We start from the raw sequence: 23,504 nt of genomic DNA, 5'->3' as shown, positions 1-23,504 counted from the left end.
GTGACTCTGTCCGCGCACTCGACCCCGGCCCCTCCCCCCGCCTTAGTCAGGACCGTGCCGCGACGGGAGCACTGGTTCGTGCTGCCCGCCCTGCGTACAAGCGCGAGATCGGCCCGGGACACCGTGCGTGACCGGCTCCGCGCGTGGAAGCTGTCCGGCGACACCTGCGGTGACGCGGCGCTGCTCGTCTCGGAGTTGACGACGAACGCCGTGCTGCACACCGGCACGGGTCACGTCCTGTGCGGCCTCACGCTGACCGGCGACGAGCGGCGGCTGCGTATCGAGGTCCACGACGAGGGCAGCGATCCGATCCCTCCGTCCGAGCGCCGTGCGGGCCTCGACGAGGAGTGTGGGCGCGGACTGTTCCTCGTCTCCCAACTCGCCCACAGCTGGGGCTCCGCGCGTTCGACGCGGTGCCAGGGCAAGGTCGTATGGGCGGAGTTGACGGCCGGTGCTTGAGGTGCCCGAGATGCCCATGACTCCGCGCGGGGACGCCGATGCCTCCGTCGTGCTGTACGTGTGCGCCGATCGGGCCAGGGCCGTGTCCGGGGGAGCCGCGCAGCGCGCACAGGCGGAAGGCCATGCGTTCGCCCGGGAGCGCGGGCTGACGATCGCCGAGGTCGTCACCGATACGTACGGCGAACCCGACCCGGCCCGGCGCACGGGGTGGCGGCGCGTGCGACAGCTGGCGCAGACCGGCCATGTCACCGAGGTGCTCGTCCGCTGGCCCAGTGCCATCGCCCCGGAGTCCGCGCGTGAACTCCGCCTCCGCGAGGCCGACTGGCTCCACGACCAGGGTGTGCGCCTCCGGTACACCTGGGCACCGCTGTCGTCCCGGGGCCGCAAGCCCCGCTGATCCCGCCCGGCCGTCGTTGTCTCCCGGGGCCGATAACCGTCGTTTCGGTATGGCTCACCAAAGGGCCGTGTATCGGTACGGCACCGCTCATAAAGCCCAGGAGAACTGCGCCGAAGGGCTCGATCGAGAGCCCGGCTAAACAATTGAGCGTAAATGCCCCGCCCATATGGCTTCTGTGTGCCGTGTGGTTAGATGGCGCCTGCGCGGCGACTCCGGTCGCCACTGAACGGGGGCTGGGGGCATGGTCTTGAGTGCGGCGGTCGGTGTTGCATATCGGTCGTCGGCGTCCGGCATTCGGATATGCCGAGCTCTTGACTTCCCGCTTCGGCTGCGGGCACCCGGTAATTCGGGACGTACTTCGGGCCGGTTCCGAAGCCCTTCGGATCAACAGCCGTTCGTGATGAGCGCATGACGTGACCATCGCAGGTTCTGTGCGCATTTATCAGGCGGAACTCAGCGTGGAGTCCCCCTAGCGTGCCACCGCGGCGATGTCGTTCGGTGACTGATCCCGTATGAGAATGCGGGACATGGCGAAGGTGGAGTGAATGTCAGAGATTACCTCAGTGTTCGCACGTGAAATCGTCGACAGCCGTGGGAACCCCACGGTCGAGGTGGATGTGCGCCTGGCCGACGGTTCCCTCGGAAGGGCCGCGGTACCGTCCGGCGCGTCGACGGGAACCCGGGAGGCCGTCGAACTCCGGGACTCCGACCCGGACCGTTTCCGCGGCAAGGGTGTCACCCGCGCGGTCGCCGCGGTGAACGGTGAGATCGCCGACGCGGTGAAGGGGCTGCCGGCCGAGTCGCAGTCGGCCGTCGACCGTCGAATGATCGAGCTCGACGGTACGGTGAACAAGGGGCGGCTCGGCGCCAACGCGACGCTCGGTGTGTCGCTGGCGGTCGCGAAGGCCGCGGCCGCGTCCCACGGGCTGCCGCTGTACCGCTATGTGGGCGGCACCTTCTCGCATGTCCTGCCCACGCCGATGATCAACATCATCAACGGCGGTGCCCACGCCGACAACGCCCTGGACTTCCAGGAGTTCATGATCGCGCCGGTGGGCGCGGCTTCCATGGCCGAGGCCGTTCGTATCGGGTCCGAGGTGTTCCACACCCTGCGTGACCTGCTCCGTGATGCCGGGCACAACACCAATGTCGGCGACGAGGGCGGCTTCGCGCCCAACCTTTCCACCGCGGACGAGGCGCTTTCCTTCATCGTCGAGGCGATCGAGAAGGCCGGTTACCAGCCGGGCACGGATGTCGCCCTGCTGCTGGACCCGGCCTCCTCCGAGTTCTACCGCGACGGCGCCTACCACTACGCGGGCGAGAACCGTGTCCGCTCGGTGACCGAACACGCCGATTACCTGGCCGATCTGGTGTCGCGATTCCCGATCGTGTCCATCGAGGACGGAATGGCCCAGGATGACTTCGAGGGCTGGAAGTACCTCACCGACGCCATCGGCGCACGGTGTCAGCTGGTCGGCGACGATGTCTTCTGCACCAATGTCCGGCTCCTCGAGGACGGGATCGGGCGGGGCATCGCGAATTCCATTCTCGTCAAGGTGAATCAGATCGGTACCCTGACGGAAATGCTGGACGCCGCGAACACGGCTTTCCGCGCCGGATACGCCGTGGTGATGTCGCACCGGTCGGGCGAGACCGAGGACACGACCATCGCGGATCTGGCGGTCGCTCTCAACTGCGGCCAGATCAAGACCGGTTCGCTGTCGCGGTCGGACCGTACGGCCAAGTACAACCAGCTGATCCGGATCGAGGAAGAGCTGGGATCCGACGCGGTCTACGGCGGGGCGACGTTCTTCAACGGCGCGTGCTGAAGAGGGGATTGCGCTGAAACAGCGTGCGCCGAAGTGGCTTGTGCTGAAACGGCGCTTGTGCTGAGCGGAGTTCTCGAAAGTCCTGAGCTCCGTCCGCTCCGCGCCGGGTGACCGGCGCGGAGCGCTCAGTTCCCGGCTGTGCGCTTGATGCGGAGGGCGGACACGAGGAAGAAGACGCCGCCGAGGAAGGCGTAACCGGCCAGATTGCTCAGGGTGGCGTCGTCCGCGCCCGCCTGCGCGACGAAGGACGAGCCGGCGAGGGTGGAGATGGCGCCACTGGCGATCATCGCCCACTGGCCGCCGAGCCGGCGCCGGAGCGACCCGACGACGAGCTGTACGAGGCCCGCGGTGACGGCCCAGGCGCCCCAGACGCGCAGGACCGCGGGGATGCCGGAGGTGGCGGCGACCGCGAGACCGATGGCGGTGAGGGTGCTGAGCGCGATGTTCACGTACAGGCCGCGCACCGGACCGCCGTTCGCGCGGGCGGACCTGGCGTCGACGACGGCGCAGGCCACGTCGAACAGCGGGTAGATCACCAGCAGTGCCGTGCTCAGCGGGCCCAGCGTGTCGGCGGTCGCGAACAGCAGGGCGGCCCATACGGCGGCGAACGCGAAGCGCAGGAAGTACAGCTTCCGCAGGGCGTCGGGGGCGGCCGTGGGGAGGGGGGCGATGCGGGTGGCGGAGGTGGTGTCGGTGGCGTTCATGGGGTGCCCTTCGGTCGGTGGTGTGTGTCGACGAAACGTGAGGGAGAACGTTCGGTCTACCCCTATCCAAAGGGTCGGGCGTGCGTCTGTCAAGACCGAACGTTCTCCCTCATGGGTTTGGTAGTCTTGGACCCATGAGTCGGGGCACAGGAGGCGGCAGCACGTCCGAGGCGCGAGCCAGGCTGCTCGGTACGGCGACACGGGTCTTCTACGCGGAGGGCATCCACTCCGTCGGCGTCGACCGGATCATCGCGGAGGCGCAGGTCACCCGGGCGACGCTGTACCGGCACTTCTCCGGCAAGGAGGAGCTCGTTCTCGCCTATCTCGACCAGGCCGACCAGGGGATCAGGGCGCAGGTCGCGGCCGCGCGCACGAGCGAGGCGTCGGCGGCCGACAAGATCCGTGCCGTAGGCCGGGCCCTGGCGGACGGCATCAGCTCGCCCGGGTTCCGGGGGTGCGCCTTCCTCAACGCGGTGGCCGAGTATCCCGACCCCGAGCACCCGGTCCACCAGGCCGTGCTGGCCCACCGGCAGTGGTTCCTGGACACCATGACCGAGCTGCTCGCACAGGCGGGCCACTCGCCCGCCGACGCGGCCGGCCGGCACTTCGTCATGCTGCGGGACGGTGCCATGGCGGCCGGCTGCCTCTTCGACCCGGAACTCGTCTGCGAAACCTTCCTCCAGGCCGTCGAGGGAATCCTCCAGAGGCGCCCCGCCTCTCCCTGACCTCGGCCGGTGACCCGTGCGCCATGACTGTGACCGTATGCAGCGTGAAGGTATGCGGGTGAACGGCGGCACCGGCGCAGCCATTAGGTAATGGGGGCAGCCCTTGGCTCAATCGCCGCGCTCCTTCGTCTGTCCGAAGGTATTCCACGCTCGCCTACGGCCCGTTGACCATCGTCGCCACCGAGGGCGTCGCGGAGGAGGAACAGGGCGTCGCCGGCGGTCTGCTGTACACGTCCTTCCAGTTCGGCGCCGCGCTCGGTCTGTCCTCCGCCACCACCGCGATCACCGCGGCGCCCCGAGTGGTGGCGGGACCCGCTCTGCCCCGTCCCGCCAGGGCCCGTCATCACCAGGGGACGGAGCCCTCGCGGTCGCGGTACCGGCCGGTCGGCCCGGGTGAGGTGGTCGCCAGCTCGATGATGGCGTCGGTGCCTTCCGTGACGGTCTGGGTGCCCTGGTGGCGGTTGAGGTCGGTGGCGGTGAAGCCTGGGTCGGCGAGGTTGAAGCGGATCCCGGGGATGGCCTTGGCGTACTGGGTGGTGATCATGTTGAGGGCGGCCTTGGACGGCGGGTACATCAGGTGAGGGAAGGACGACTCCTTCCGCTCGGGGTTCGTCATGACGGTCAGCGACCCGGAGCCGCTGGAGACCATCACCACCCGTGGGTCGTGTCCTGCGCGCAGCAGCGGCAGGAACGCGTGTGTCACGCGGACCGGGCCGAGGACATTGACGTCCAGGACCGGGACGAGGTGCTGCGCCGTGGTGTCCTCCGGGCCGACGAGCGGGCCGGTGATCCCGGCGTTGTTGATCAGGACGTCCAGCCGGTCGGTGCTCGCGCCCACGGTGCGTACGGCGGCGGCGACCGATTCGTCGGAGGTGACGTCCAGCGGGACGAAGGTGACGTCGGCGCCTTCGGCGGCGAGCTCCTCGCCCGCCCGGCGGCCCCTGGCCTCGTCACGTGCCCCGAGGAAGACCCGCCAGCCCAGTGCGCCCAGACGACGGGCCGCCTCCTTGCCGAGCCCCTTGTTGCCTCCGGTGATCAGGACGGTGGTGGTGCTGGAGTGGCTGTGTGATTCGCTCATGCCCCGACCATGGGCCCTGATCGGGAAGCTATCCAGAGAGGCCCGAGACTGGGAGCGGCCGTCCCTGGATACCCCTTCGGGGCGGGGAGACAATCGGCTCATGGACCGTCTCGAACTCGCCCGCGTCCTCAAGGCCGCGCGGGCACGCATCGCGCCCGATGAGGTCGGTCTTCCGGCGGGCCCGCGACGACGGGTGGCAGGCCTGCGGCGCGAAGAGGTGGCCCAGCTGGCCGGGCTGAGCGTCGACTACGTCGTCCGCCTGGAGCAGGGCCGGGGGCCGAGGCCGTCCGTCCAGGTGCTCACGGCACTGACCAGGGCGCTTCGGCTGGAGACCGACGAGCGCGACCAGGTCTTCCGCCTCGCGGGCAGCGCCCCGCCGCTCGCAGGCCGGGTCGAGATGTCGGTCAGGCCGAGCGTGCTGCGGCTGCTCCAGCGGCTGAACGACCTGCCGGCCCTCGTGCTGTCGGCCAGGGGCGATGTGCTGGCGCACAACTCGATGGCCGACGCGCTCCTCGGCGACCTGAGCCGCTGGCCCGAGCGGCGGCGCAACATCATCTGGCAGCGGTTCCTCGGCACCGTCGGCACCCGCGTGGCGCCCGGCCCCGATGAGGACGAGGCGACGGCGCGGCACGCCGTCGGGTCGCTGCGTACCGCGCTCTCCCGCTACCCGGACGACCCGGATCTGCGCGCGCTGGTCGATGAACTGCTCGCCGGCAGCGAGCGGTTCCGGCAGCTGTGGGAGGAGGGCGGCTCGGTGGTGCGGCGGTCGATGCACAAGACGGTCGACCACCCCGACCTCGGACCACTCGTCCTGGACTGCGACACCCTGCTGCTGCCGGACACCGACCAGTCGTTGATCGTCTACTCGGCGGCGGCCGGCACGCGTGAGGCGTCGGCGCTCGACGTCCTGCGCGTCATGGGCACCGAGCGGATGCGCGTGGACAGCGCCTGAGACACCCGTTCACCCCAGCTCCCGTCCCGGTCAGGAGGCCAGCTTGGCGGCGATGAGCTTGATGGCGCTCGCCTCGTCACCGCCGATGCGGTCCCAGTCGAGTCCCAAGGTCCCCACCGTGTCGCGGGCCAGCTCACCCTGGACCGGGTCCGTGCTCTGCGCGAACCGGTACAGCGCCGTCGCGTACTGCGTACGCTCACTGCGACCGGTCCTGCGCCAGAAAGCCAGAGTCTTGCCCAGGTGCCGGAAGGTGGAGTCCTCGGGCGCTTCGGTCGCGGTCTGCTCCCAGCGCTTGGCGATCGTCTGCCACGCCTTGTAGGAGGCGAGGGACAGCGCGACCGTCGCGGCCGCGGCGGCCAGTCCCCAGCCCACCGGTGTGGTCACGAGTATCGCGGCACCGGCGGTGGCACCGGCCGCGATGGCGATGGTGGAGATGAGGGTGGCGACTCCGGCGGACACACCCAGGGCCCCCGAGAGGGCGGTCACCATCTTCTTGTTGACGCCCCGGCTGTTCTTCCGGGTCGCGTACTGCTGGATCTGCCGCAGGGTGATCTGCTCGTCCCCGTCGCTCTCGCTCCGGGCGACCGCCGCCGCGACCTCGTTCAGGGCGTTCTTGATCGCCTCTTGGACCAGTTCGCGCTGGGCGGCCTCCTGGACGGCGGCCGTGTGTGCGCTGACGGCTTCCTGGAGCTGCTTCTCAAGATCCTCGTACGTGAGCACGAGGTCGCCCAGCAGATCGATCGTGGTGTCCGGGTACAGCCGCTCGTCCGCCGGCCGCGACTGGTCCTCGACCCGGGCCTTGTACTCGGCGTGCGCGGCCTCGAAGGCCTTGTCCAGCGCGTGTACCGATGCGAGGCGCGCCTCCACCTCCTCCTTGGCGGCCCGCAGCGCCACCGCCGGCTGCTGGTCCTGCCTGAGCATGAGAGCTTCGAGCTCCTTCACCCGCTTCCGGGCCTTGACCGCCTTGCGGATGTAGCGCCCGGTCTGAAGCGCGGCAACCGGCAGGCCGACGCCACCGCCACCGGAGAGCACCGCGTTGTAGGTGGCGGGTGCCTGACCGGCGAGATTCATCGCGCCACCCGCGGCGTTGGCCATGCCGCTCAACACGGTCCCGGCATTCTGTGCGCCGTCGGCGTCGGCGGCGCGCCGATCGCGCTTGAAGGCGTGCCGCTGTCCGCTGCCCTGCGGCGCCTGCTTGAGTCCCTGACGTGCGGCGATGCCGTCCCGGACGTTCCCGGGCAGTGCGGCGCCCGCCACCAGAGCGGTGGCCGCGGGGCCCGCGACGCCCACGTTGTAGGAGTCCGTGGTGCTGACGGACGGATCGATGAAATCTGCGCCGATGGTCGCGGTTGCGGCCGGGTTGGCCAGCTCGGAACCGAGCGCGAGCGTCTCGCCGCCGGTCCGGCCGCCGGCTGACACGGTGCCCCTGGCCTGAGCACCGCGCGACGGGTTCGCGGACGCCGTCCCCTGCTCCTCGGCACCCGCCCGCTGCACCGGGGTGCCGGTGCGGGCCGGCCGCGCGTCAGCCGTATGCCCAAGGGCGGAGGACACGGCGGCGTTCCCGGCGCGTCCCTGTAGCGCCAGCATGTCCCCCGGAGCCACCACGTCACCCCGCCGCGCCGCGACGGCGCCCGCGGCCCGGGTCCCCGAGACGGGCAGGCGCGCCTGCCGCACAGCACTCCTGTTGTCCCTCGACGCCCCGCTCTTTGCCCCGTTCGCCCGCACGCCGTCCCCTTGCCTCGATCGCCCTGGTGCCCAGAGGTTACGACCATATGATGTGACGGTGGTGCCCCGATGTACTTCTTGTCAGGGCAGAGTTTCCGGGACTTCGTGCGGTTGCCGCTTCGGGACGGCCCATTGCGTGCAGAACGCCCCCGGGGTCCTGCGGCAGGAGCCTGGCTCAGTTGCCGTAGACCGTGGAGCGATGCCCGACACGGATGACCCACACGACCAGTTCGCCGTTGTCGACGGTGTAGATGACGCGGTAGTCCCCGACTCGCAGCCGACGCCGCTCCGGCTGGGACACCAGCGCAGTGGTGTTGAAGCCGAACGGGTCGCATTCCAGTTCCGTCAGCTTGGTCAGGATGCGGAGCGCCGCGTCGCGTGGGACCTTGCGGAGCTCCGAGCGGGCCTCCGGGTGGAAGACGGTGCGGTACTCACTCACTGCGTGCCAGTGTCTCGCCCATGATGTCCTCGATGGGGATACCGGCCGACCGGCTCGCCATGCGGTCGTCGATGAGTCGGTTGATCTCGCGCTCTTCCCATTCCTGGTACTTGCGGAGCACCTCGATCGAGACGACTGCGGCGACCTCTTTTCCCCGCCGGGTGATGACGGTGGGGGTGTCGTCCCGATCAGCGCGCTCCACCACTTCCGCCAGGTGTGCACGGACATCGCGAATGGTCTCTATGGGCATCTGAGTCATGAGCTCAAATGTACCGGGTGTCCCTTGTGTACACAAGGGCGCAAAGTTTGTCGGGTGCCCGGCGTCGTGCTTCCGGAGGTCAGGGACGGACCGGAGTGCCGGGGCTGATGTCGTAGGCCTTCTGTACGAGGGCGGGGCGGCGGCCGTCGTTGAGCTGCCTGCCCCACTGGGCGTCGAGTTGCTCGCGGGCCTGCGGTTCCATCTCGGCCGGGAGGAGGTGCCGGTAGCGGCGGTCCTCGCCCAGGAGGACCTCGACGGTCCGTCGGTGGACCGGTTCGGGGTCGTACTGCTCGTGCGGGAAGGCGAGTGCGGAGTAGTCGTGGAGGCGGTCGGCGGGATCGTCGCGCCATTCCTTCCACGTCTCGAACATCGTGTCGTTGAAACCGGTGAGGAAGGGCCCCGGGTTGATCGTCGCCACCGTGATCCCGAACTCCGCGAGTTCCTGGTCGAGTGCGTCGGCGAACGCCTCCACCGCGTGCTTGGAGGCCGCGTACGCGCCGGTGAACGGGTCGACGGTGAGACCGGCGACCGAGGACATGAACACGATCCGCCCGCTGCGGCGGGCCGCCATCCGGCGCGCGATCCCCTGGGTGAGCAGGACGGGTCCGAGCACGTTCACCTCGAACTGGCGGCGCAGCCGGTCCTCGGGGATGTCGGCGGTCGCACCGCCCTCGGAGACGCCGGCGTTGTTGAGGAGGACCTCCACGTCCCAGGACCAGGCGCTCTCCCGGTCGCCCGGGTCGGTCACGTCCAGCTTCTCGACCCGTACCTCGACACCTCGTTCGCGGGCGGCGGCGCGTACCGAGCTGACCTGGGCGATGATCTCCACGCCCGCGATCACCTCGTGCCCGGCCGCGGCGAGCCGCAGCGCCACTTCCTTGCCGAAGCCGCTGCCCGCACCGGTGATGAGAATCGGTCCCGCCATGTCGTCACGCCTTCCGCGCAGGTGTTCAGGCTCCCGGGGCACCCGAGGGGCCGGCTCGTACTGCCGCACCCTATGCGCGGACGGCGGACAATTCGGTCACCCTCGTCGGCTTGTCGAGGGCGGCAGGGTGGCAGAGTGTCAGGGCGTCAGTTGCAGTTGATCCGTGCCCCGGTCTCCACGCTGTAGTTCGCCCACACCATCGCCTTACGGGTGTTGGGGCCGTAATCGCCGTCCGCCTTGACGCCCACCTTCTTCTGCACGGAGACGAGCGCCGACTCGGTGAGCTGCCCGTAGACCCCGTCCGTCGCCAGCTTGTATCCGTAGCAGGCGTTGAGGTTCTTCTGCAGGGCGGTGACCGCCGAGTTGCTCATCCCGCGGTCCAGCCAGCAGTCGCTGGTGTTGGCGGCGGCATAGGGCACGTACTTGTAGGAGGTGGGGTTGGTGACCTTGTTGTGGAGGGTCGCCGCGCGGGTGCACGGGCCGGTCGCGGCGGACGCGGACGGTGCGACGGCGAAGGCGCCGCCGATGAGGCCTGCCAGCAGGGCCCCCACGGTCATGGCTGATCTGGTGCGTACGTTCCGGATCCTGTTCAACGCTGCTCCACCTTCCAACTGCCGGGCCAAGAGCCCGAGTTCATGGGGTTCAGAAGTGCATGCCGTTACACGGTGACATCATGCCGTGTCTCGGGGCGGATCGGTGAGAGGTCATACACGTGCCGTGCCCAGTACGGCCCACACGGTCTTGCCCGGGGCGCCCTCCCGTGCGGTGACGCCCCACTCCTCGGCGAGGGCGGCGACCAGGACCAGCCCTCGTCCCGTCTCCTCGTCCGCGGACAGGCCGGTGGAGGCGACAGGCAACCGCTCGCCCCGGGTGTCGCTGACCTCCACCCGCAGCCGTCCCCCTCGCGCCCGGCTCAGCCGGAGCAGTGCGTCCCGGCCGGGTACCAGCCCGTGCGTCACCGCGTTGGCCGCCAGCTCCCCGACGACCAGGCTCACCGCGTCGTTCACCTCGGAGCCGTAGCGGTGCCCCCACCCGTGGACGCGGTGGGAGGCCAGCCGCCGGGCGAGGCGGGCGCCGCGTGGGGTGGAGGAGAAGCGGAGCTCGAAGGCGTCCGTGGGGTGCGGCGCGGTACGGCCTGAGGTCGTCATGGATCGAAGATCCCTCCCGAGCGCCGCTCTCACCAGCACCAACGGCCGTACAGAGACGGTCTGTCGGGGCTCTGCCGGATTCTGGCGGGGTGGTACGGACGCGCGCCGTCACCCGTGGGGCGGACATCCGGGCCGAAACGCCTCCCGGAGCCGCGCCCGGTCATAGCGTGCTGTCACTGTGTGCTGACCCAGGGAGTGAGGAAGCATGGACGTCGCCGTGGCCGGGGCCGTCGAAGGCTCGGCTGACCCGGGGAGCGGGTTCCTGCGCTGCTTCGGCCAACAGGTGAAGCTCCTGCGCGAGGCCGCGGGGCTCACCCAGGCGGAGCTCGGCGCCAGCGTCGGATACGGCGAGGCACACATCGCCTCGGTCGAGCAGGGGCGCCGCATCCCCAAGCCGGAGATGGTGGACGCGGTGGACCGGGTCCTGAGCGGGCACGGGGTGCTGGTCGCCATGAAGGGGGAGGTGGAGCGGGCGCGGTATCCGTCGTTCTTCCGGGAGTTCGTGCGGCTCGAAGCCGAGGCTCGCGAACTCCACGCGTACGACGCGCAGCTGGTGAACGGGCTTCTCCAGAGCGAGGAGTACGCCCGAGCTGTCTTCGCCATGTGGCGCCCCCTGCTCGACGAGGAAACCATCGAGCAGCGGCTGGCCGCCAGGCTGGACCGCCAGAAGATGCTCTCCAGGCGCCCGGCCCCGCTGCTCAGCTTCGTCATCGAGGAATCGGTCGTACGGCGGCCGCTCGGTGGCGCCGCCGTCCTGCACAGCCAGCTCGAACAGCTGTTGACCGTCGGTCATCAGCGACACGTCGAGATCCAGATCATGCCGACAGGCAGAGACGAACACGCGGGCTTGTCGGGGCCGTTCACATTGCTCCTCACCAAGGACCGGCGGAGGATGAGCTACGTGGAAGCGCAGAGCCAAGGGGTCGTGCGCTCTGAGCCCGCGAAGGTTCAGGCGCTGGAATCCACGTACGGCGTACTGCGTGCCCAGGCTCTGACTCCGAAGGAGTCGTTGGCGCGGATCGAGAAACTCTTGGGAGAGCTGTGAACGAAAATGCCGTCGGGGCAGCGGAGCTGCCCTGGATGAAGAGCAGTCACAGTGCCGGGGACGGCGGGCAGTGCGTGGAGGTGGCGGCTGAGGACACGTCCGTGTTCGTACGCGACTCCAAGCAGGCCGAAAGCCCCGTCCTGCGCGTCGGTGCGGGCCAGTGGGCGACATTCGTGCGGATGGCCGCGCGCGGCTGATGTGACACGGTGCGCATGGAACGCGGGTGGGGCCGGGCAACGGCTCCGCCCGCGTCTGTTTCCGTGCCTCTTCTTCCGTGCCTCTTCTTCCGTGCCTCTTCTTCCGTGCCGTTTCGCGACCACCGTCCGGGCGATGGACGGCACCGCGCTGACCGTAACCTCAGAAGCGTGGCTGCCGAGCGGAGCCGGCCGGATTTGAACCGGCGTCCTCGCGGTTTTGGAGACCGCGCGCGACGACCTCTGCGCTACGGCTCCGCCCGGCCCGCGATGTTAGCCCATCGCCCTCACCTACTCGCCTTCGGTGACGGTCAGTTCGCTCACCCCCGTCGGCTTCTCCGCGTCCGCCGAGTGCACCGTCAGCCTGATCCGGCGGGCCACGGCGCCCGGTTCGTACGGGCGCCAGGTGCGGCCGTCCAGGGAGGTCTCCAGGGTGTGGGAGGCCGGTGCGATGTCCGTCCAGCGGGGGGTGAGCGAGGCGATGCGGGTGACGTGGCGCAGGGGCACCGTCAGCGTGCCCGTCGCGCCGTCCGGTGACCAGGACGTCGCCGGGCTGCCGTCCACCGCGGCCTCGGCGTACAGCCCGGGGGCCTCGGAGTCGGCCGTGGCGGGGCGGCAGCGGGCCGCGTCGGACGTCGGGGTGAGGTCGGGGCGGCGGGTGGGGAGCGTGAGGGTGCCGGAGAGGCGGCGCGGGCCGGCCGGGGTGTGGACGGTGAAGGGCGCGCCGTCCGTCAGCCGGACCGTGGTCGTGCGCGGGCCGACGGCGATGTCGTACGTACGCCCCTGGTAACGCAGCCCCGTCAGCTCCACGCCCTCCCGGAGTTGCGGTGGCAGGAGCGGGTCGAGGCGTACGCCGTCCTCGCGCAGCCTGAGACCCGTCAGGCCGTGCGTGAAGACCTGGAGGAAGCCGCCCTTCCCGGTGAGGAAGTCCTCGGCAGGGAAGCCCGAGAGCGGGTCCTCGGCGCCGGACTTCTCCCCTTTGGCCTCGGAGAAGAGGTGGTACGGGCCGCGGACGAACGGGCGTACGGCCCGCTGGAGATACGTGTACGTGGCGCAGCCCGGCTCCCCGGTCGTGGCGGCGTCGATCGCATGCACCGAGTCGGTCATCGCGGGGCCGTCGGGGTCGGTGAGCGCGGCGTAGTGATCGAGGGTCGCGGCGGCGGCGCCCTCCTCCATCGGCCACTCCAGCGGGTAGACCAGGAGCACCGTGTCGGCCTGCTTGATGGTGGAGTCGTTGTAGCCGGCGTACTGGAGGAACACCTTGCGCTCGGCGTCGTACGGGATCCGCAGCTTGTCGGCGACCCGGGTCCAGCCGGCGGGTGCGGGGTGGCCGAGGAGCGCGGCTGCGCGGGTGGCGTTGCGCAGGGCGGTGGCGGCGACCGCGTTGGTGAAGACGCCGTCGTCGACGCCGTTGCTGTACTCGTCGGGGCCCGCGACGTTCTTCACCGAGTAGCTGCCGTCGGCGTTGGCCGTGGCGCGCGACTGCCAGAAGTCGGCGATGCCCTTGAGCAGCGGCCAGCCCCGGTCGGCCAGCCAGGTGCGGTCACCGGTGGCCAGGTAGTACTGCCAGACGGCGAGCGCGATGTCGCCCTGGAGGTGGTTCTGAGTGAGGCAGTGCGGCGGGTCCCAGCTCTGGCACTCGGAGTCCAGGCGCCCTTCGCTCGCGCTCGTCCAGGGGTAGAACAGCCCCTGGTAGCCCAGCTTTTCGGCGTTCGCGCGAGCGGCGGCGCGGGTGCGGTAGCGGTACTCGACGACGGAGCGTGCCAGCTCGGGGCGGGTGGCGAGCAGACCCGGGTACATCCAGGTCTCGGCGTCCCAGAAGATCATGCCCGCGTAGTTGTCGCTGGTCAGCCCGGCCGGGGCGATGCTGTCCGACGATCCGGTCCTGGTGTTGGCGAGCAGCCCGTACTGCGTGGCCCGCAGCCAGGCCTGCAGGTCCGGGCTGCCCGGCGTCCTCACGTCGGCGGCCCAGTCCCCGCGCCAGGCCGCCGCGTTGTCGGCGGCGACCCCGGACCAGCCGCGCCCGGCGGCGCGTTCGGCGGCGGCCGTGGCGGAGGCGAGCGGGTCGTGGGAGGTCAGCGAGGTGTCGACGCCCACGTACTTCTCGAAGGTGTACGAGCGGCCCGCCCTGACCCGGGTGGTGCGGGCGCCGTCGGTGCCGCGCTGGACGATCGCCCCCTCGGTGCCCGTACCGAGGGCCCGGAACGTGCCGTCGTCGGCGACCGTGACCCGGCGTGCCCCGCGCTCGTCCAGCCGGCCCGTCACCGTCGCGGTGCCGCTCCAGTGCGGGGTCATCCGCAGGCGTACGGCGCCGGTGTGGGCGTCGGAGCGGTCGGCCAGCACCTCGTAGGTGAGGTCGGTCGCACGGCCGTCGGCGGTGGTCCAGCGCAGGGAGGTGACGACGGTGCCGCAGCGCAGGTGGAGGGTCTGGCGGTAGTGGGAGACGCGGCCTGCGGGGGTGTCGGAGCCGTACGTCTCGGAGCCGACGCGCACATCGAGGGTGGTCCAGGACGGGAGCGCGGCGATCACCTCGCGGCCTTCGGCGAGGTCCTTGTCCCGGGCGTAGAGCCCGGAGACGAACGCGCCGTCGTAGCGCGGGGTGTAGAGGGGCCAGCCCGTCTTCTCACCGGTGGCGGCGTATCCGGCGCCGGCGGCGGGCACGCGGTGCCCCAGGTAGCCGTTGCCGATGTACGGGTCGTATCCCGCGGCCTCGCCGAAGGTGGTGGAGGCCGGTGCCCACGAGGCGTCGGAGCGGGCGTCCGACCCGCCGCACAGGGAGGACGGCGCGGGCCCGGCGGCGTAGGAGAGGGGCGGCAGGGGGAGGGTCAACGCGCCCGCGATCAACGGCGCGAGAAGAGAGATGCGCTTGGTTCTCACTCCCCGAAGGTAGGGAAGGGAGTGGCGCCGGTCCGGTAACGGCGCGCGGCACCCCATCAGGTATGCGCTGGTGGACGGGGAATCATCACTTCGAGTGAAACCTTGGCCTGTGCTTGCGGTACTCAACCGACGGTTGCGACTCTGTTGCTGTCTGTCAACCTGTTGGGAGTGGCCTGTGGCTTTCGGTGAGCAGCCCGCCTATCTGCGCGTGGCGAGCGATCTCAGGGAGAAGATCGTCAACGGTGCGCTGCCGCCCCATACGCGGCTGCCGTCGCAGGCCCGCATCCGTGAGGAGTACGGGGTCTCGGACACCGTCGCGCTGGAGGCACGCAAGGTGCTGATGGCCGAGGGGCTCGTCGAGGGCCGGTCCGGCTCGGGGACCTATGTGCGGGCGCGACCGGTCCTGCGCCCGATCGCACGCTCCGGCTACCGGCCGGAGGCGGGGGCCAGTCCGTTCCGTCAGGAACAGACGGCGGACGGGACGCAGGGGACCTGGGAGTCACGCAGCGAGCAGGAGGGCGCGAGCGCCGAGATCGCCGAGCGCCTCGGGGTCGAGCCGGACGACCGGGTGATGCGCACGCGGTACGTCTTCCGGGAGGCCGGCGAGCCGATGATGCTGTCCACGTCCTGGGAGCCCCTGGCCGTCACGGGGCGTACGCCGGTGATGCTGCCCGAGGAGGGTCCGCTGGGTGGCTGCGGGGTCGTCGAGCGCATGGCGGCGATCGACCTCGTCGTGGACAACGTGGTGGAGGAGATCGGCGCGCGCCCGGGGCTCGCGGAGGAGCTCCTCGCGCTCGGCGGGGTCCCCGGCCATGTCGTGATGGTGATCGGGCGTACGTACTACGCCTCGGGACTCGCGGTGGAGACCGCCGATGTGGTCGTCCCTGCCGATCGCTACCGGATCGCCTACCATCTGCCGGTCAAGTAGCCGCCGGGGCGGTCGTGGTGGCAGGCGGGGCGCCTGTGGTGACCGCTGGGAGCGACACCTTGTCCGCCCTCGTTGACGCGGAGTTGACGCCGTCGCTGCCGTCGTCGCCGACCTGGTCATCAACAAGCGGATCGGGCTGACCCCCCCCGCTACATCGAGTTCAAGCGTGCCGAGGTCTTCTCCACCTTCATCGCGGCCGGACCGGTGCTGATGCCGATGCCGGTCGTGCGGAGCCACTCCGGCTGAGGTCCTGGCAGGGCCGTCCGATGGCCGGAAGGGGGCGCATTCGAGGGAGTGCGCCCCCTTTGTTATGGCCGGATGCGTGTCTCTTTGTGCAAACATGCATCCGCTGAGTGAAGGTCAGGCGTACGCTCGGGCATATGCGTACTGCGGTTTCCTGGGGATCCTTAGAGACGTGCACGCCGGTGGGAAGAGGGGCGAAATGCTGGGGAGGGGCGTCATGACGGACAGTGGCGCCGTGCTCCCCTGGCTGGTCATCAGACAGGACGACAACGGCAACAGATATCGCGTCGGGCGCTATGCGACGCAGGCCGAGGCACAGAAGATCGCGGACGGTCTGGACCGTCATGGGCACAAGCAGCTCTACTGGGTGGAGCGAACGAGCCGGAGCGCGCGGTCCTAGATCGTGTTCGGTCCTGGGCCGTTGTTCGGTCCCGGGTCGGCAGTCCGGGTCGTCCGTGTGGGCGGGCGGCCCCGTGCGGCCGCCGCGGCGCCCCTCCGGAGCGAGCGAGTGAGAGCAGGACATGCCGGCATTGATCGACACGGTGGCGTGGGTGCGGGTGGAAGGCGGGAAGATCCTCTGCGCGCGGCCCCGGGGCAAGAGCGTCTTCTACATCCCCGGCGGAAAGCGGGAGGGCGCTGAGAGCGACCTGGAGACCCTGCTGCGCGAGGTCGAGGAGGAGCTGACGGTGGCTCTCCTGCCCGCCACCGTGGTGCATGTGGGGACGTACGAGGCCCAGGACGCGGGTCTGCCGGACGTCGCAGTCGTGCGGATGAGCTGCTACACCGGGGACTACCGGGGCACATTGGCCGCCAGCAGCGAGATCGAGGAGACGGCCTGGTTCTCCTACGCCGACCGGCCTCTGGTCCCGCCGGTCGACCAGCTGCTCTTCGACGACCTCAAGGCATCGGGCGAGCTGGACTGAGCGTGGGCACGGGCGGCTGACCGCGACCCTCACCGCCGTGATGCTGCTGGGCGCCTCCTTCTCTCCTGTCCGGAGGCCTCCCGTGGCAGGACGCGAGCGGGACGGCGGCGGTGGCGGCGGTGGCGGCGATGGCGGCGCCCCGCCGTACACCGTCCGCTGTCGCCGTCCTCGCCCGGTGCGACCGCACCAGCCGCGCACCCGTCCTGGTGCCCGCGCACCACGGGCCACGACGGGGCGTCGCACCCCTGAGTGTTGTACACACGTACGCCCGAAGAAGTACTGTCTGCGGTAATTCGCGCCCTGTATCGAGTCTGTGCTGATCAGGCCCTTCGGGCAGGGTGCGCCCCCGCTGCCGTCCCCGGGAAGTGATCGGCGTGACCGAGACCGAAGGTGATTGTGCCGAGTGGAGCTTTCCGGCGGTGCCGGGCTCCGTGCGCAGCGCCAGGCACGCGGTCCGTGACGCACTGCATCAATGGGCGTTCGACGTGGCGGTGGGTGACGTCGCCGTACTGCTCGTCAGCGAGCTGGTGACCAATTCCTTGCGCTATGCCTCCGGACCCATCGGCGTCCGGGTGAGGTGGCCGCATCCCGACGGTGAGAAGCCCGACAGGGGCGCCGACGGACGGGGTCTGCTGGTGGAAGTCTCCGATCCGCTTCCGGATCCGCCCACCGAACGTACGACCGGACCCGAGGACGAGAGCGGGCGTGGACTGCAGCTCGTGGCTTGTTCCGCGCGTAGCTGGGGCACCCGGCGCGGAAAGAGCGGCAAGACCGTGTGGTTCGAGCTCGCTCTGCCTGGTTAGGAGTGGGAGGGGACGCGGAGACGATCACCGGAGGCCCTCAGGACCTGGCTGAAAGGGACTGAGACCGTGCTGTGATCGTGAACGCCGTGCCGGTGAGGCCCGTAGTGCTGAATACTGCGGGCAGGACCGGTCCGGTGTGTGAGCTGGAGGGGACGGTCGCGTGAGCGAGATACCTGGGACGGCGGGCGACGTCATGTGGCAGAGCAGTCCGCCCGGCTCGATATATGACCACATCGGGGTCGCGTCGTTCTCGATCGGGCCCGACGGGCTGATCGAGCAGTGGAGCAGACGGGCCGCGAGTCTCTTCGGCATGGCCTCGGCCGAGGTCGTGGGCAAGGACCCGGTCGAGGCCTTCATGCCCGCCCAGCTGCGCCCGGATGCCCGCAGGCAGGTCGGCGAGATCCTGGACGGCAAGGAGTGGACGGGCATCGTCCCGTTCCGGATGCCGGGTGAGAACGCGGTCCGCGGACTCGCCGAGATCTATGTCATGCCGAGCGAGACGGAGACGGGTGAGCGCGCCGCGCTCTGTATCGCCGTCGATGTCGGAGCCCTGCGCCGCGTGGAGACCGACCTCGCCGCCTCGCAGGCGATTTTCGGCCAATCTCCCTTCGGCTTTGTCCTCTTCGGTACGGACTTCACCGTCGTACGGGCCAACAAGCGCTTCGCCACCGTCTTCGGCGGCGAGGCCGACGACCACCGGGGCCGCACGGTGGACGACTACCTGGCCCGCCCGGAGGCCGAACGCCTCACCGGCACGCTCAAGCGCGTCCTGGAGACCGGCGACTCCGTCACCGACCTCCAGCTCGTCGGCACCCCGCCCGGCACCACGGCCCGGCGCCACTGGTCCATGAACCTCTACCGGGTGCACAGCGGGGGCGGGCGCCCCGTAGGTATCGCCGGGCTCGCCACCGATGTCACCCAACGGCACATCGCCGCCCGCGAGGCGGCCAGCGCCCGGCGCAACCTCGCCCTGCTCAACGAGGCCAGCGCACGCATCGGCAACTCCCTCGACCTGGAGACCACCGCAAGGGAGCTGCTCGACGTCGCCGTGCCCGGCTTCTGCGACCTCGCGACCGTCGACCTCTACCAGGGGCTGCTCACCGGTGAGGAGGCCTCGCCCGCCAGCTGGGGCAGGCACCACCAGGAGTCCGGCACCGGCTCGGCGGAGCTGCGCAGGGTCGCCCACGCCAGCGCCGTGTCCGACGCCCTGCCCGGGGTGTTGTCCGGCGGCGCGGGGAGTGGCGCGGAGGCCGAAGGGGACACCGGGCCGCCCGAGCTCGGCTCGGTGCACCGCTACCCGTTCCACTCGCCCTGCGCCGTCGCCCTGCGCACCGGCCGCGTCGAGGCCGTGCCCGGCGACGAACGCGGCTTCGTCCACTCCACCCTCGCCGTGCCGATGGTCGCGCACGACGTCGTCGTGGGCCTCGTGCAGTTCTCCCGTACCAAGGGCAGCGAGTCCTTCGGCGAGCGGGACCGGGCGCTGGCCACCGAGCTGGCCGCCCGCGCCGCGGTCTGTATCGACAACGCCCGCCTCTACCGCCGGGAGCACGAGCGGGCGCTCATCCTCCAGCGCAGCCTGCTCCCGCCCGGCGACCCGGAGGCGGCGGGCCTGGACATCGCCTGCCGCTACCTTCCCGGCAACACGGCCACGGAGGTCGGCGGCGACTGGTTCGACGTGATCGAACTCCCCGGTCACCGCACGGCCCTGGTCGTCGGCGACGTGATGGGCCGTGGGCTGCGGGCCGCCGTCGCCATGGGCGAACTGCGCACCGCCGTACGCACGCTGGCCCTCCTGGACCTGGAACCCGCCGAGGTGCTCTCCGCCCTCGACGAGGTGGCCCGAGGCCTCGGCACCCCGGGCGGCGGCGAGCGGAGCGACAGCTTCGGCGGGGGCGGAGGCTCCCAGTGGCCCTCGCGCGTCGCCCACAAGTCACGCGAGGCCGACCTCTCCGAGGTGTATCTGGCGACCTGCGTGTACGCGGTGTACGACCCGGTCACCCGGCGCTGCACCTTCGCCAACGCCGGTCATCTGCCCCCGGTGGTGGCCGAACCGGGCGAGCCTGCCCTGCTCCTCGACGTACCGCCGGGGATGCCGCTCGGCGTCGGCGGCGAACCCTTCGAGGAGGTCGAGGTGGAGCTCAAGGAGGGCGCCCTCCTCGCCCTGTACACCGATGGGCTCGTCGAGTCCAGGGACCATCCGCTCGACGAGGGCCTGGACGCCTTCAAGGAAGCACTCGCCGATCCCTCGCACCCGCTCGAAGACGTCTGCGACCACGTACTGAGCACGCTCGACACCCGGCACGGCGAGGACGACATCGCCCTGCTGATGGCCCGCATCCAGGGACTCGCCCCGGACGCGGTCGGCGACTGGCGGCTGCCGCGCGAGCTCCGCTCGGTGGCCCGCGCCCGTGAGCTGGCCCGTGAGCAGCTCACCGCCTGGGACCTGGACGACCTGGTGGACACCACCGAACTGCTCGTCAGTGAGCTCGTCACCAACGCCCTGCGCTACGGCGAGGGTGAGATCAGGCTCAGGCTGCTCCGTGACCGTACGCTCGTCTGCGAGGTGTGGGACGCGGGCCTCGTCCAGCCGAGGCGCCGGCGCGCACGCGACACCGACGAGGGCGGGCGCGGGCTGCAACTGGTCGGGCTGCTCAGCGCGGCCTGGGGCTCGCGGCGCACCCCGCGCGGCAAAACGGTCTGGTTCGAGCTCGCGCTGCCCGACGGCGCGCCCGCCCCCGAGCTCTCCGTGGAGCAGCTGCTGAGCATGTACTGACGGGTCGTACGCCCCTCATGGGGGCGGCCGGCCCCGGTCAGGAAGCGGACTTCAGGGCGGCGAGCCTGGCCTCGATCTCCGCGCTCTCGCCGAGGCTGTCCAGCTGCTCGAACTGGGAGTCGAGGGACGACGCGGCGAGCTCCTGCCTGCCCACCGCCCTCGCCTCCTCGCGCCGTACCTTCTCCTCGAAGCGGCCCAGGTCGGTCGTCGGGTCCATGACGTCGAGGCTCTTGACGGAGTCCATCATCCGGTTCTGCGCCCGCGCGGAAGCGGCGCGCGCGACCAGTTCGTCGCGTTTGGACGTCAGCTGGGAGAGCTTGTCCTTCATCTGGTCGAGCCCCGACTTCAGCTTCTCCACCACCACCGTCTGTGAGGCGATGGTGGGCTCCGCGGTCTGCGCCTCCTGCTCCGCCCGCAGCTGGCGCCCCAGTGCCACCTTGGCCAGGTTGTCGAACCGGTCGGCCTCGGCCCCCGACGACCCGGCGCGCAGCTCGTCGGCCTTCCTGCTCGCGGCGAGCGCCTTCTGGCCCCACTCCCTGGCCGCGTCGACATCCTCCCTGTGATCCTCCTCCAGCAGCCTGAGGTTGCCGATGGTGGCCGCCACCGCCTGCTCGGCCTCCGCGATGTTGTCGCTGTAGTCGCGGATCAGCTGGTCCAGCATCTTCTGCGGGTCCTCGGCCTGGTCGATCAGCGCGTTGATGTTGGCCCGTGCCAGCTGGGTGACGCGGCCGAGTACGGTCTGCTTGGACATGGCGCCTCTCACCTCTCCTAGTGCGAATCGTGCCTGCGCGTTGTGCTTGCGAGTCGTGCGCGTGAGCCGTGCTTGTGGATCGTGGCCGCGAGTCATGCGTGGGAACCGTGCGGGAACTCGCTGTGCGCCGGCCGGGCCTGCCCCCGCCGCCCGGCGTCAGAAGCGGCCACCGCCGCCCCGCCGGCCACGCGTCCCCCCGCCGCCGAAGCTGCCTGGCCCGCCGCCGAATCCGCCGCCTCGGGAACCTCCGCCGAACCCCCCGCCGAAACCGCCCCCGAGGCCCCCGCCCCGTCCGCCGCCGCCGAGCAGCCCGCCGAGGATGATGCCGCCCAGCACCGCGCCGCCCGCCCCGCCTCCGCCGCGCGGGCCTCCGAAGCCGCTCCGGTCGTGGTAGCCGCGTACGTCCTGCTCGGCCAGGCTCCGCGCCTGCGTGGCCAGCGCGTCCGCCTGCTGCGCCTCGGCCAGGGCGCCCTGCGGGTCGTCGCCGTCCGACAGTTGCCGGGCCGACTCCCAGCGCCGCTGAGCCTCCGCGAGCCGGGTGCGTGCCTGGCTGCCGACCGCACCCCGGTGGGTGGTGATGTAGTCGGCGGCGGCACCGATCGCCGACCGCGCCGTCAGCATCGCCTGGTCCAGCAGCGAACGCGCCCGCCCGCTGCCCTGCTCCCGCTCACGGGCCCCGGCCAGCGCCTCGTCCAGCGCCGCGTCGGCCTCCTCCACCCTGCGCAGCGCGTCGATGGGGTCGTACGGTCCCGGGTCCAGCTCCCCCCGCACATCACGGACCACCGACTCGGCGCGGGCGACCCGGCCCCGCAGGTCGGCCGTCGGCACGCCCTGCTGGGTGCCGTCGAGCAGTCCCCGCGCGTCGGCCAGGTCCGTCTCCGTCCCGGTAAGCGCGGCCGGCAGCTTGTCCGCGGCCTCGGCGAGCTCCCCGGATCGCCGGTCCACGGCGTCCACGAGGGTGGACACCTGCTTGATCGCCCCCTCGGCCGCCCTGACGTACACCGCGGCCTTGGAGTTGTCGCCGCTGTCCACCGCCTCCCGCGCCTGGTTGAGGGCTGAGGTGGTGAAGACCACCCGGTCCTTGGCCTGTTCGATGTCCCCGGCGGCGGGAGCGGCCGCCGACTCGGCGTACCGCTCCCGCATCGCGCCGAGCGCCGCATCCGATGCGTGGACGCGTGCGACCAGATCGCGGAACGTGCTCTCGGCGGTCGCCACGGCCTGCGGGGCGGTCCGTTCGAGGGAACGCAGCCGGTCGAAGTCCTCGGACACCGCGTCCAGCCGCCCGTTGGCGTCCCCGCACCGGCTGATGATCTCGTCGAGCATCCGGCGCCGTGTCGCGTCGTCCTCGGGAAAGGCGTCGTCCAGCTGCTGCCGCAGCCGGAAGGAAGCGGTCAGCTGGGACCTGGCGTGCTGGACGGCCTCGGCGAACGGGGCGGCGGCCTCCTCTCCGAACTGGGCCGTGGCGAAGCCGAGCTCCTCCTCGCTGGTGCGCACGGCGTCGTCCGTGTCGACCAGGTCCTCCTTCGCCCGCGCGTCCAGGTCGGGCAGCGGGACCGGTGCCTCGGCCGGTGCTCCGGCCCCGGCGCCCCAGCCGCCCGCCGCGGGAGCCGCCGGAGTCGTACGCGTGAGCGTGCGCCGTCTGCGCCGGGCGAAGGTGAGGGCGGCGACGGCGCCCGCGACGACGACCAGCGCCAGGGGCAGGATCAGACCGGCGGACGAGCCGCCGGGGCCGCCGGAACCGCTCCCGGGATCCGCGACGCCCGGGGTGACGGCCGGCGTCGGGACCGGGTCGCCCGAGAGCACAGCGGCGTAGCCGTCGGCGGCGCCGATCGCGGCTCCGGCCCAGTCGTTCTGCCGGAGAGCGGGCTCGATCGCCGTGTTCGCCACGTCCCGGAGCTGCGCGTCGGTGAGGTGTGATCCCTGGTCGACGGAGTAGGCGTACTGCCGGTCGTGCGTGGCCACGGCCAGCAGCACGTCGTCCTGGCCCAGGCCGTTGCGGTTCGCGGTCTCGTCGGCCCAGGTCTGCGCGTCACGGCCGGAGAAGTCACGGACGTACGCCACGAACAGCTGGACCCGATGCGCGTCGAACAAGCGGTCGAGGGCGGCTTCGGTCTGCCGCTCGCGGGCACCGAGCGCGTCCACCGTGTCGGTGACCTGTCCTTCACGCGACAGGGTGAGGGGGTCGTCGGCCCGGGCGACGCCCCGATCGCCCGGCAGGGCGACCCAGAGCACCGCTGCCAGGGCGGCGACGAGGACCCTGCCGGGTATCGAGGGCCGGGACATCCCGGTACGGCTCGCAGGCGGCGTCACATTTCGGAGGCTATGTC

Annotated in this window: 23 protein-coding genes, 1 tRNA gene and 1 pseudogene; 13 read left to right on the top strand and 12 right to left on the bottom strand. The window is 71.0% G+C overall.

The genetic code is table 11. From position 1 onward, the window contains the following. The first annotated feature begins 54 nt into the window (after window positions 1-54). From OG623_RS11585 to eno, 3 genes are all read left to right on the top strand, one after another. Window positions 55-459: an ATP-binding protein gene (locus OG623_RS11585; protein WP_406146172.1), complete on the top strand. Its 405-nt coding sequence runs from the start codon at window positions 55-57 to the stop codon at window positions 457-459. 10 nt (window positions 460-469) lie between these two features. Next, window positions 470-856: a hypothetical protein gene (locus tag OG623_RS11580; RefSeq protein ID WP_406146171.1), complete on the top strand. Its 387-nt coding sequence runs from the start codon at window positions 470-472 to the stop codon at window positions 854-856. Between the two features lie 545 nt (window positions 857-1,401). Beyond that, window positions 1,402-2,685 (top strand): phosphopyruvate hydratase, encoded by a 1,284-nt coding sequence (gene eno / locus OG623_RS11575; protein WP_406146170.1) that lies wholly within the window; start codon window positions 1,402-1,404, stop codon window positions 2,683-2,685. Window positions 2,686-2,810: 125 nt separating this feature from the next. Here eno and OG623_RS11570 read toward each other — a convergent pair whose 3' ends face one another. Beyond that, the gene (locus tag OG623_RS11570) at window positions 2,811-3,389 is read right to left on the bottom strand and encodes a hypothetical protein (protein WP_406146169.1); all 579 of its coding nucleotides are present in this window, start codon (window positions 3,387-3,389) and stop codon (window positions 2,811-2,813) included. A gap of 134 nt (window positions 3,390-3,523) precedes the next feature. On the opposite strand from OG623_RS11570, the gene OG623_RS11565 reads away from it, so the two are divergent. After that, complete coding sequence (locus OG623_RS11565) at window positions 3,524-4,114, top strand: TetR/AcrR family transcriptional regulator (protein WP_406146168.1); 591 nt, start codon at window positions 3,524-3,526, stop codon at window positions 4,112-4,114. Window positions 4,115-4,260: 146 nt separating this feature from the next. Beyond that, window positions 4,261-4,431: pseudogene (locus OG623_RS11560) on the top strand (MFS transporter); the annotation flags it as partial. Window positions 4,432-4,457: 26 nt separating this feature from the next. On the opposite strand, the gene OG623_RS11555 reads toward OG623_RS11560, so the two are convergent. Then, on the bottom strand, window positions 4,458-5,192 hold the full coding sequence (locus OG623_RS11555; RefSeq protein ID WP_406146167.1) for an SDR family NAD(P)-dependent oxidoreductase: 735 nt from the start codon (window positions 5,190-5,192) through the stop codon (window positions 4,458-4,460). Window positions 5,193-5,292: 100 nt separating this feature from the next. Between OG623_RS11555 and OG623_RS11550 the strand changes: the two genes are divergently transcribed. Continuing rightward, the gene (locus OG623_RS11550) at window positions 5,293-6,144 is read left to right on the top strand and encodes a helix-turn-helix transcriptional regulator (protein ID WP_406146166.1); all 852 of its coding nucleotides are present in this window, start codon (window positions 5,293-5,295) and stop codon (window positions 6,142-6,144) included. 30 nt (window positions 6,145-6,174) lie between these two features. Here the strand turns inward: OG623_RS11550 and OG623_RS11545 are convergent, their stop codons facing one another. From OG623_RS11545 to OG623_RS11520, 6 genes are all read right to left on the bottom strand, one after another. Further along, entirely contained in the window at window positions 6,175-7,818 is a 1,644-nt protein-coding gene (locus OG623_RS11545; RefSeq protein ID WP_406146165.1) for a hypothetical protein, read from the bottom strand. 226 nt (window positions 7,819-8,044) lie between these two features. Continuing rightward, complete coding sequence (locus tag OG623_RS11540) at window positions 8,045-8,308, bottom strand: type II toxin-antitoxin system RelE/ParE family toxin (RefSeq protein WP_406146164.1); 264 nt, start codon at window positions 8,306-8,308, stop codon at window positions 8,045-8,047. Beyond that, entirely contained in the window at window positions 8,301-8,567 is a 267-nt protein-coding gene (locus OG623_RS11535) for a type II toxin-antitoxin system Phd/YefM family antitoxin (RefSeq protein WP_406146163.1), read from the bottom strand. The genes OG623_RS11540 and OG623_RS11535 overlap by 8 nt, the downstream gene beginning before the upstream one ends. Window positions 8,568-8,646: 79 nt before the next feature. Next, the gene (locus tag OG623_RS11530) at window positions 8,647-9,492 is read right to left on the bottom strand and encodes an SDR family oxidoreductase (RefSeq protein ID WP_406146162.1); all 846 of its coding nucleotides are present in this window, start codon (window positions 9,490-9,492) and stop codon (window positions 8,647-8,649) included. 146 nt (window positions 9,493-9,638) lie between these two features. Continuing rightward, a complete protein-coding gene (locus OG623_RS11525; RefSeq protein ID WP_406146161.1) occupies window positions 9,639-10,085 on the bottom strand; it encodes a peptidoglycan-binding protein in 447 nt (148 codons plus the stop codon). Window positions 10,086-10,196: 111 nt separating this feature from the next. Beyond that, complete coding sequence (locus OG623_RS11520; RefSeq protein ID WP_406146160.1) at window positions 10,197-10,640, bottom strand: ATP-binding protein; 444 nt, start codon at window positions 10,638-10,640, stop codon at window positions 10,197-10,199. A gap of 205 nt (window positions 10,641-10,845) precedes the next feature. Here OG623_RS11520 and OG623_RS11515 point away from each other — a divergent pair, with 205 nt between their 5' ends. Both OG623_RS11515 and OG623_RS11510 read left to right on the top strand, forming a co-directional pair. After that, complete coding sequence (locus tag OG623_RS11515) at window positions 10,846-11,685, top strand: Scr1 family TA system antitoxin-like transcriptional regulator (RefSeq protein ID WP_406146159.1); 840 nt, start codon at window positions 10,846-10,848, stop codon at window positions 11,683-11,685. Between the two features lie 35 nt (window positions 11,686-11,720). After that, window positions 11,721-11,882, top strand: a complete 162-nt coding sequence (locus tag OG623_RS11510; RefSeq protein ID WP_406146158.1) for a DUF397 domain-containing protein — start codon at window positions 11,721-11,723, stop codon at window positions 11,880-11,882. A gap of 180 nt (window positions 11,883-12,062) precedes the next feature. On the opposite strand, the gene OG623_RS11505 is transcribed toward OG623_RS11510, so the two are convergent. Further along, window positions 12,063-12,137, bottom strand: a tRNA-Trp gene (locus OG623_RS11505). A 33-nt stretch (window positions 12,138-12,170) separates the two neighbouring features. Next, entirely contained in the window at window positions 12,171-14,756 is a 2,586-nt protein-coding gene (locus tag OG623_RS11500; protein WP_406146157.1) for a glycosyl hydrolase family 65 protein, read from the bottom strand. Between the two features lie 175 nt (window positions 14,757-14,931). Here OG623_RS11500 and OG623_RS11495 point away from each other — a divergent pair, with 175 nt between their 5' ends. From OG623_RS11495 to OG623_RS11475, 5 genes are all read left to right on the top strand, one after another. Then, window positions 14,932-15,684 (top strand): GntR family transcriptional regulator, encoded by a 753-nt coding sequence (locus OG623_RS11495; protein WP_406146156.1) that lies wholly within the window; start codon window positions 14,932-14,934, stop codon window positions 15,682-15,684. A 460-nt stretch (window positions 15,685-16,144) separates the two neighbouring features. Further along, complete coding sequence (locus OG623_RS11490) at window positions 16,145-16,327, top strand: SPOR domain-containing protein (protein ID WP_406146155.1); 183 nt, start codon at window positions 16,145-16,147, stop codon at window positions 16,325-16,327. 121 nt (window positions 16,328-16,448) lie between these two features. After that, entirely contained in the window at window positions 16,449-16,850 is a 402-nt protein-coding gene (locus OG623_RS11485; RefSeq protein WP_406146154.1) for an NUDIX domain-containing protein, read from the top strand. 365 nt (window positions 16,851-17,215) lie between these two features. Next, window positions 17,216-17,653, top strand: a complete 438-nt coding sequence (locus tag OG623_RS11480) for an ATP-binding protein (RefSeq protein WP_406146153.1) — start codon at window positions 17,216-17,218, stop codon at window positions 17,651-17,653. Between the two features lie 193 nt (window positions 17,654-17,846). Next, the gene (locus tag OG623_RS11475) at window positions 17,847-20,426 is read left to right on the top strand and encodes a SpoIIE family protein phosphatase (RefSeq protein WP_406151785.1); all 2,580 of its coding nucleotides are present in this window, start codon (window positions 17,847-17,849) and stop codon (window positions 20,424-20,426) included. A 37-nt stretch (window positions 20,427-20,463) separates the two neighbouring features. Here OG623_RS11475 and OG623_RS11470 read toward each other — a convergent pair whose 3' ends face one another. Further along, on the bottom strand, window positions 20,464-21,177 hold the full coding sequence (locus tag OG623_RS11470; protein WP_406146152.1) for a PspA/IM30 family protein: 714 nt from the start codon (window positions 21,175-21,177) through the stop codon (window positions 20,464-20,466). Between the two features lie 156 nt (window positions 21,178-21,333). After that, window positions 21,334-23,460 carry a TPM domain-containing protein gene (locus OG623_RS11465; protein WP_406151784.1) on the bottom strand — a complete coding sequence of 709 codons (2,127 nt, stop codon included), beginning with the start codon at window positions 23,458-23,460 and terminating at the stop codon, window positions 21,334-21,336. Between the last annotated feature and the right edge of the window lie 44 nt (window positions 23,461-23,504).

The organism is Streptomyces sp. NBC_01012 (genome assembly GCF_045162755.1).
GTDB lineage: Bacteria > Actinomycetota > Actinomycetes > Streptomycetales > Streptomycetaceae > Streptomyces.
This window is presented reverse-complemented; position numbering and strand designations above follow the sequence as displayed.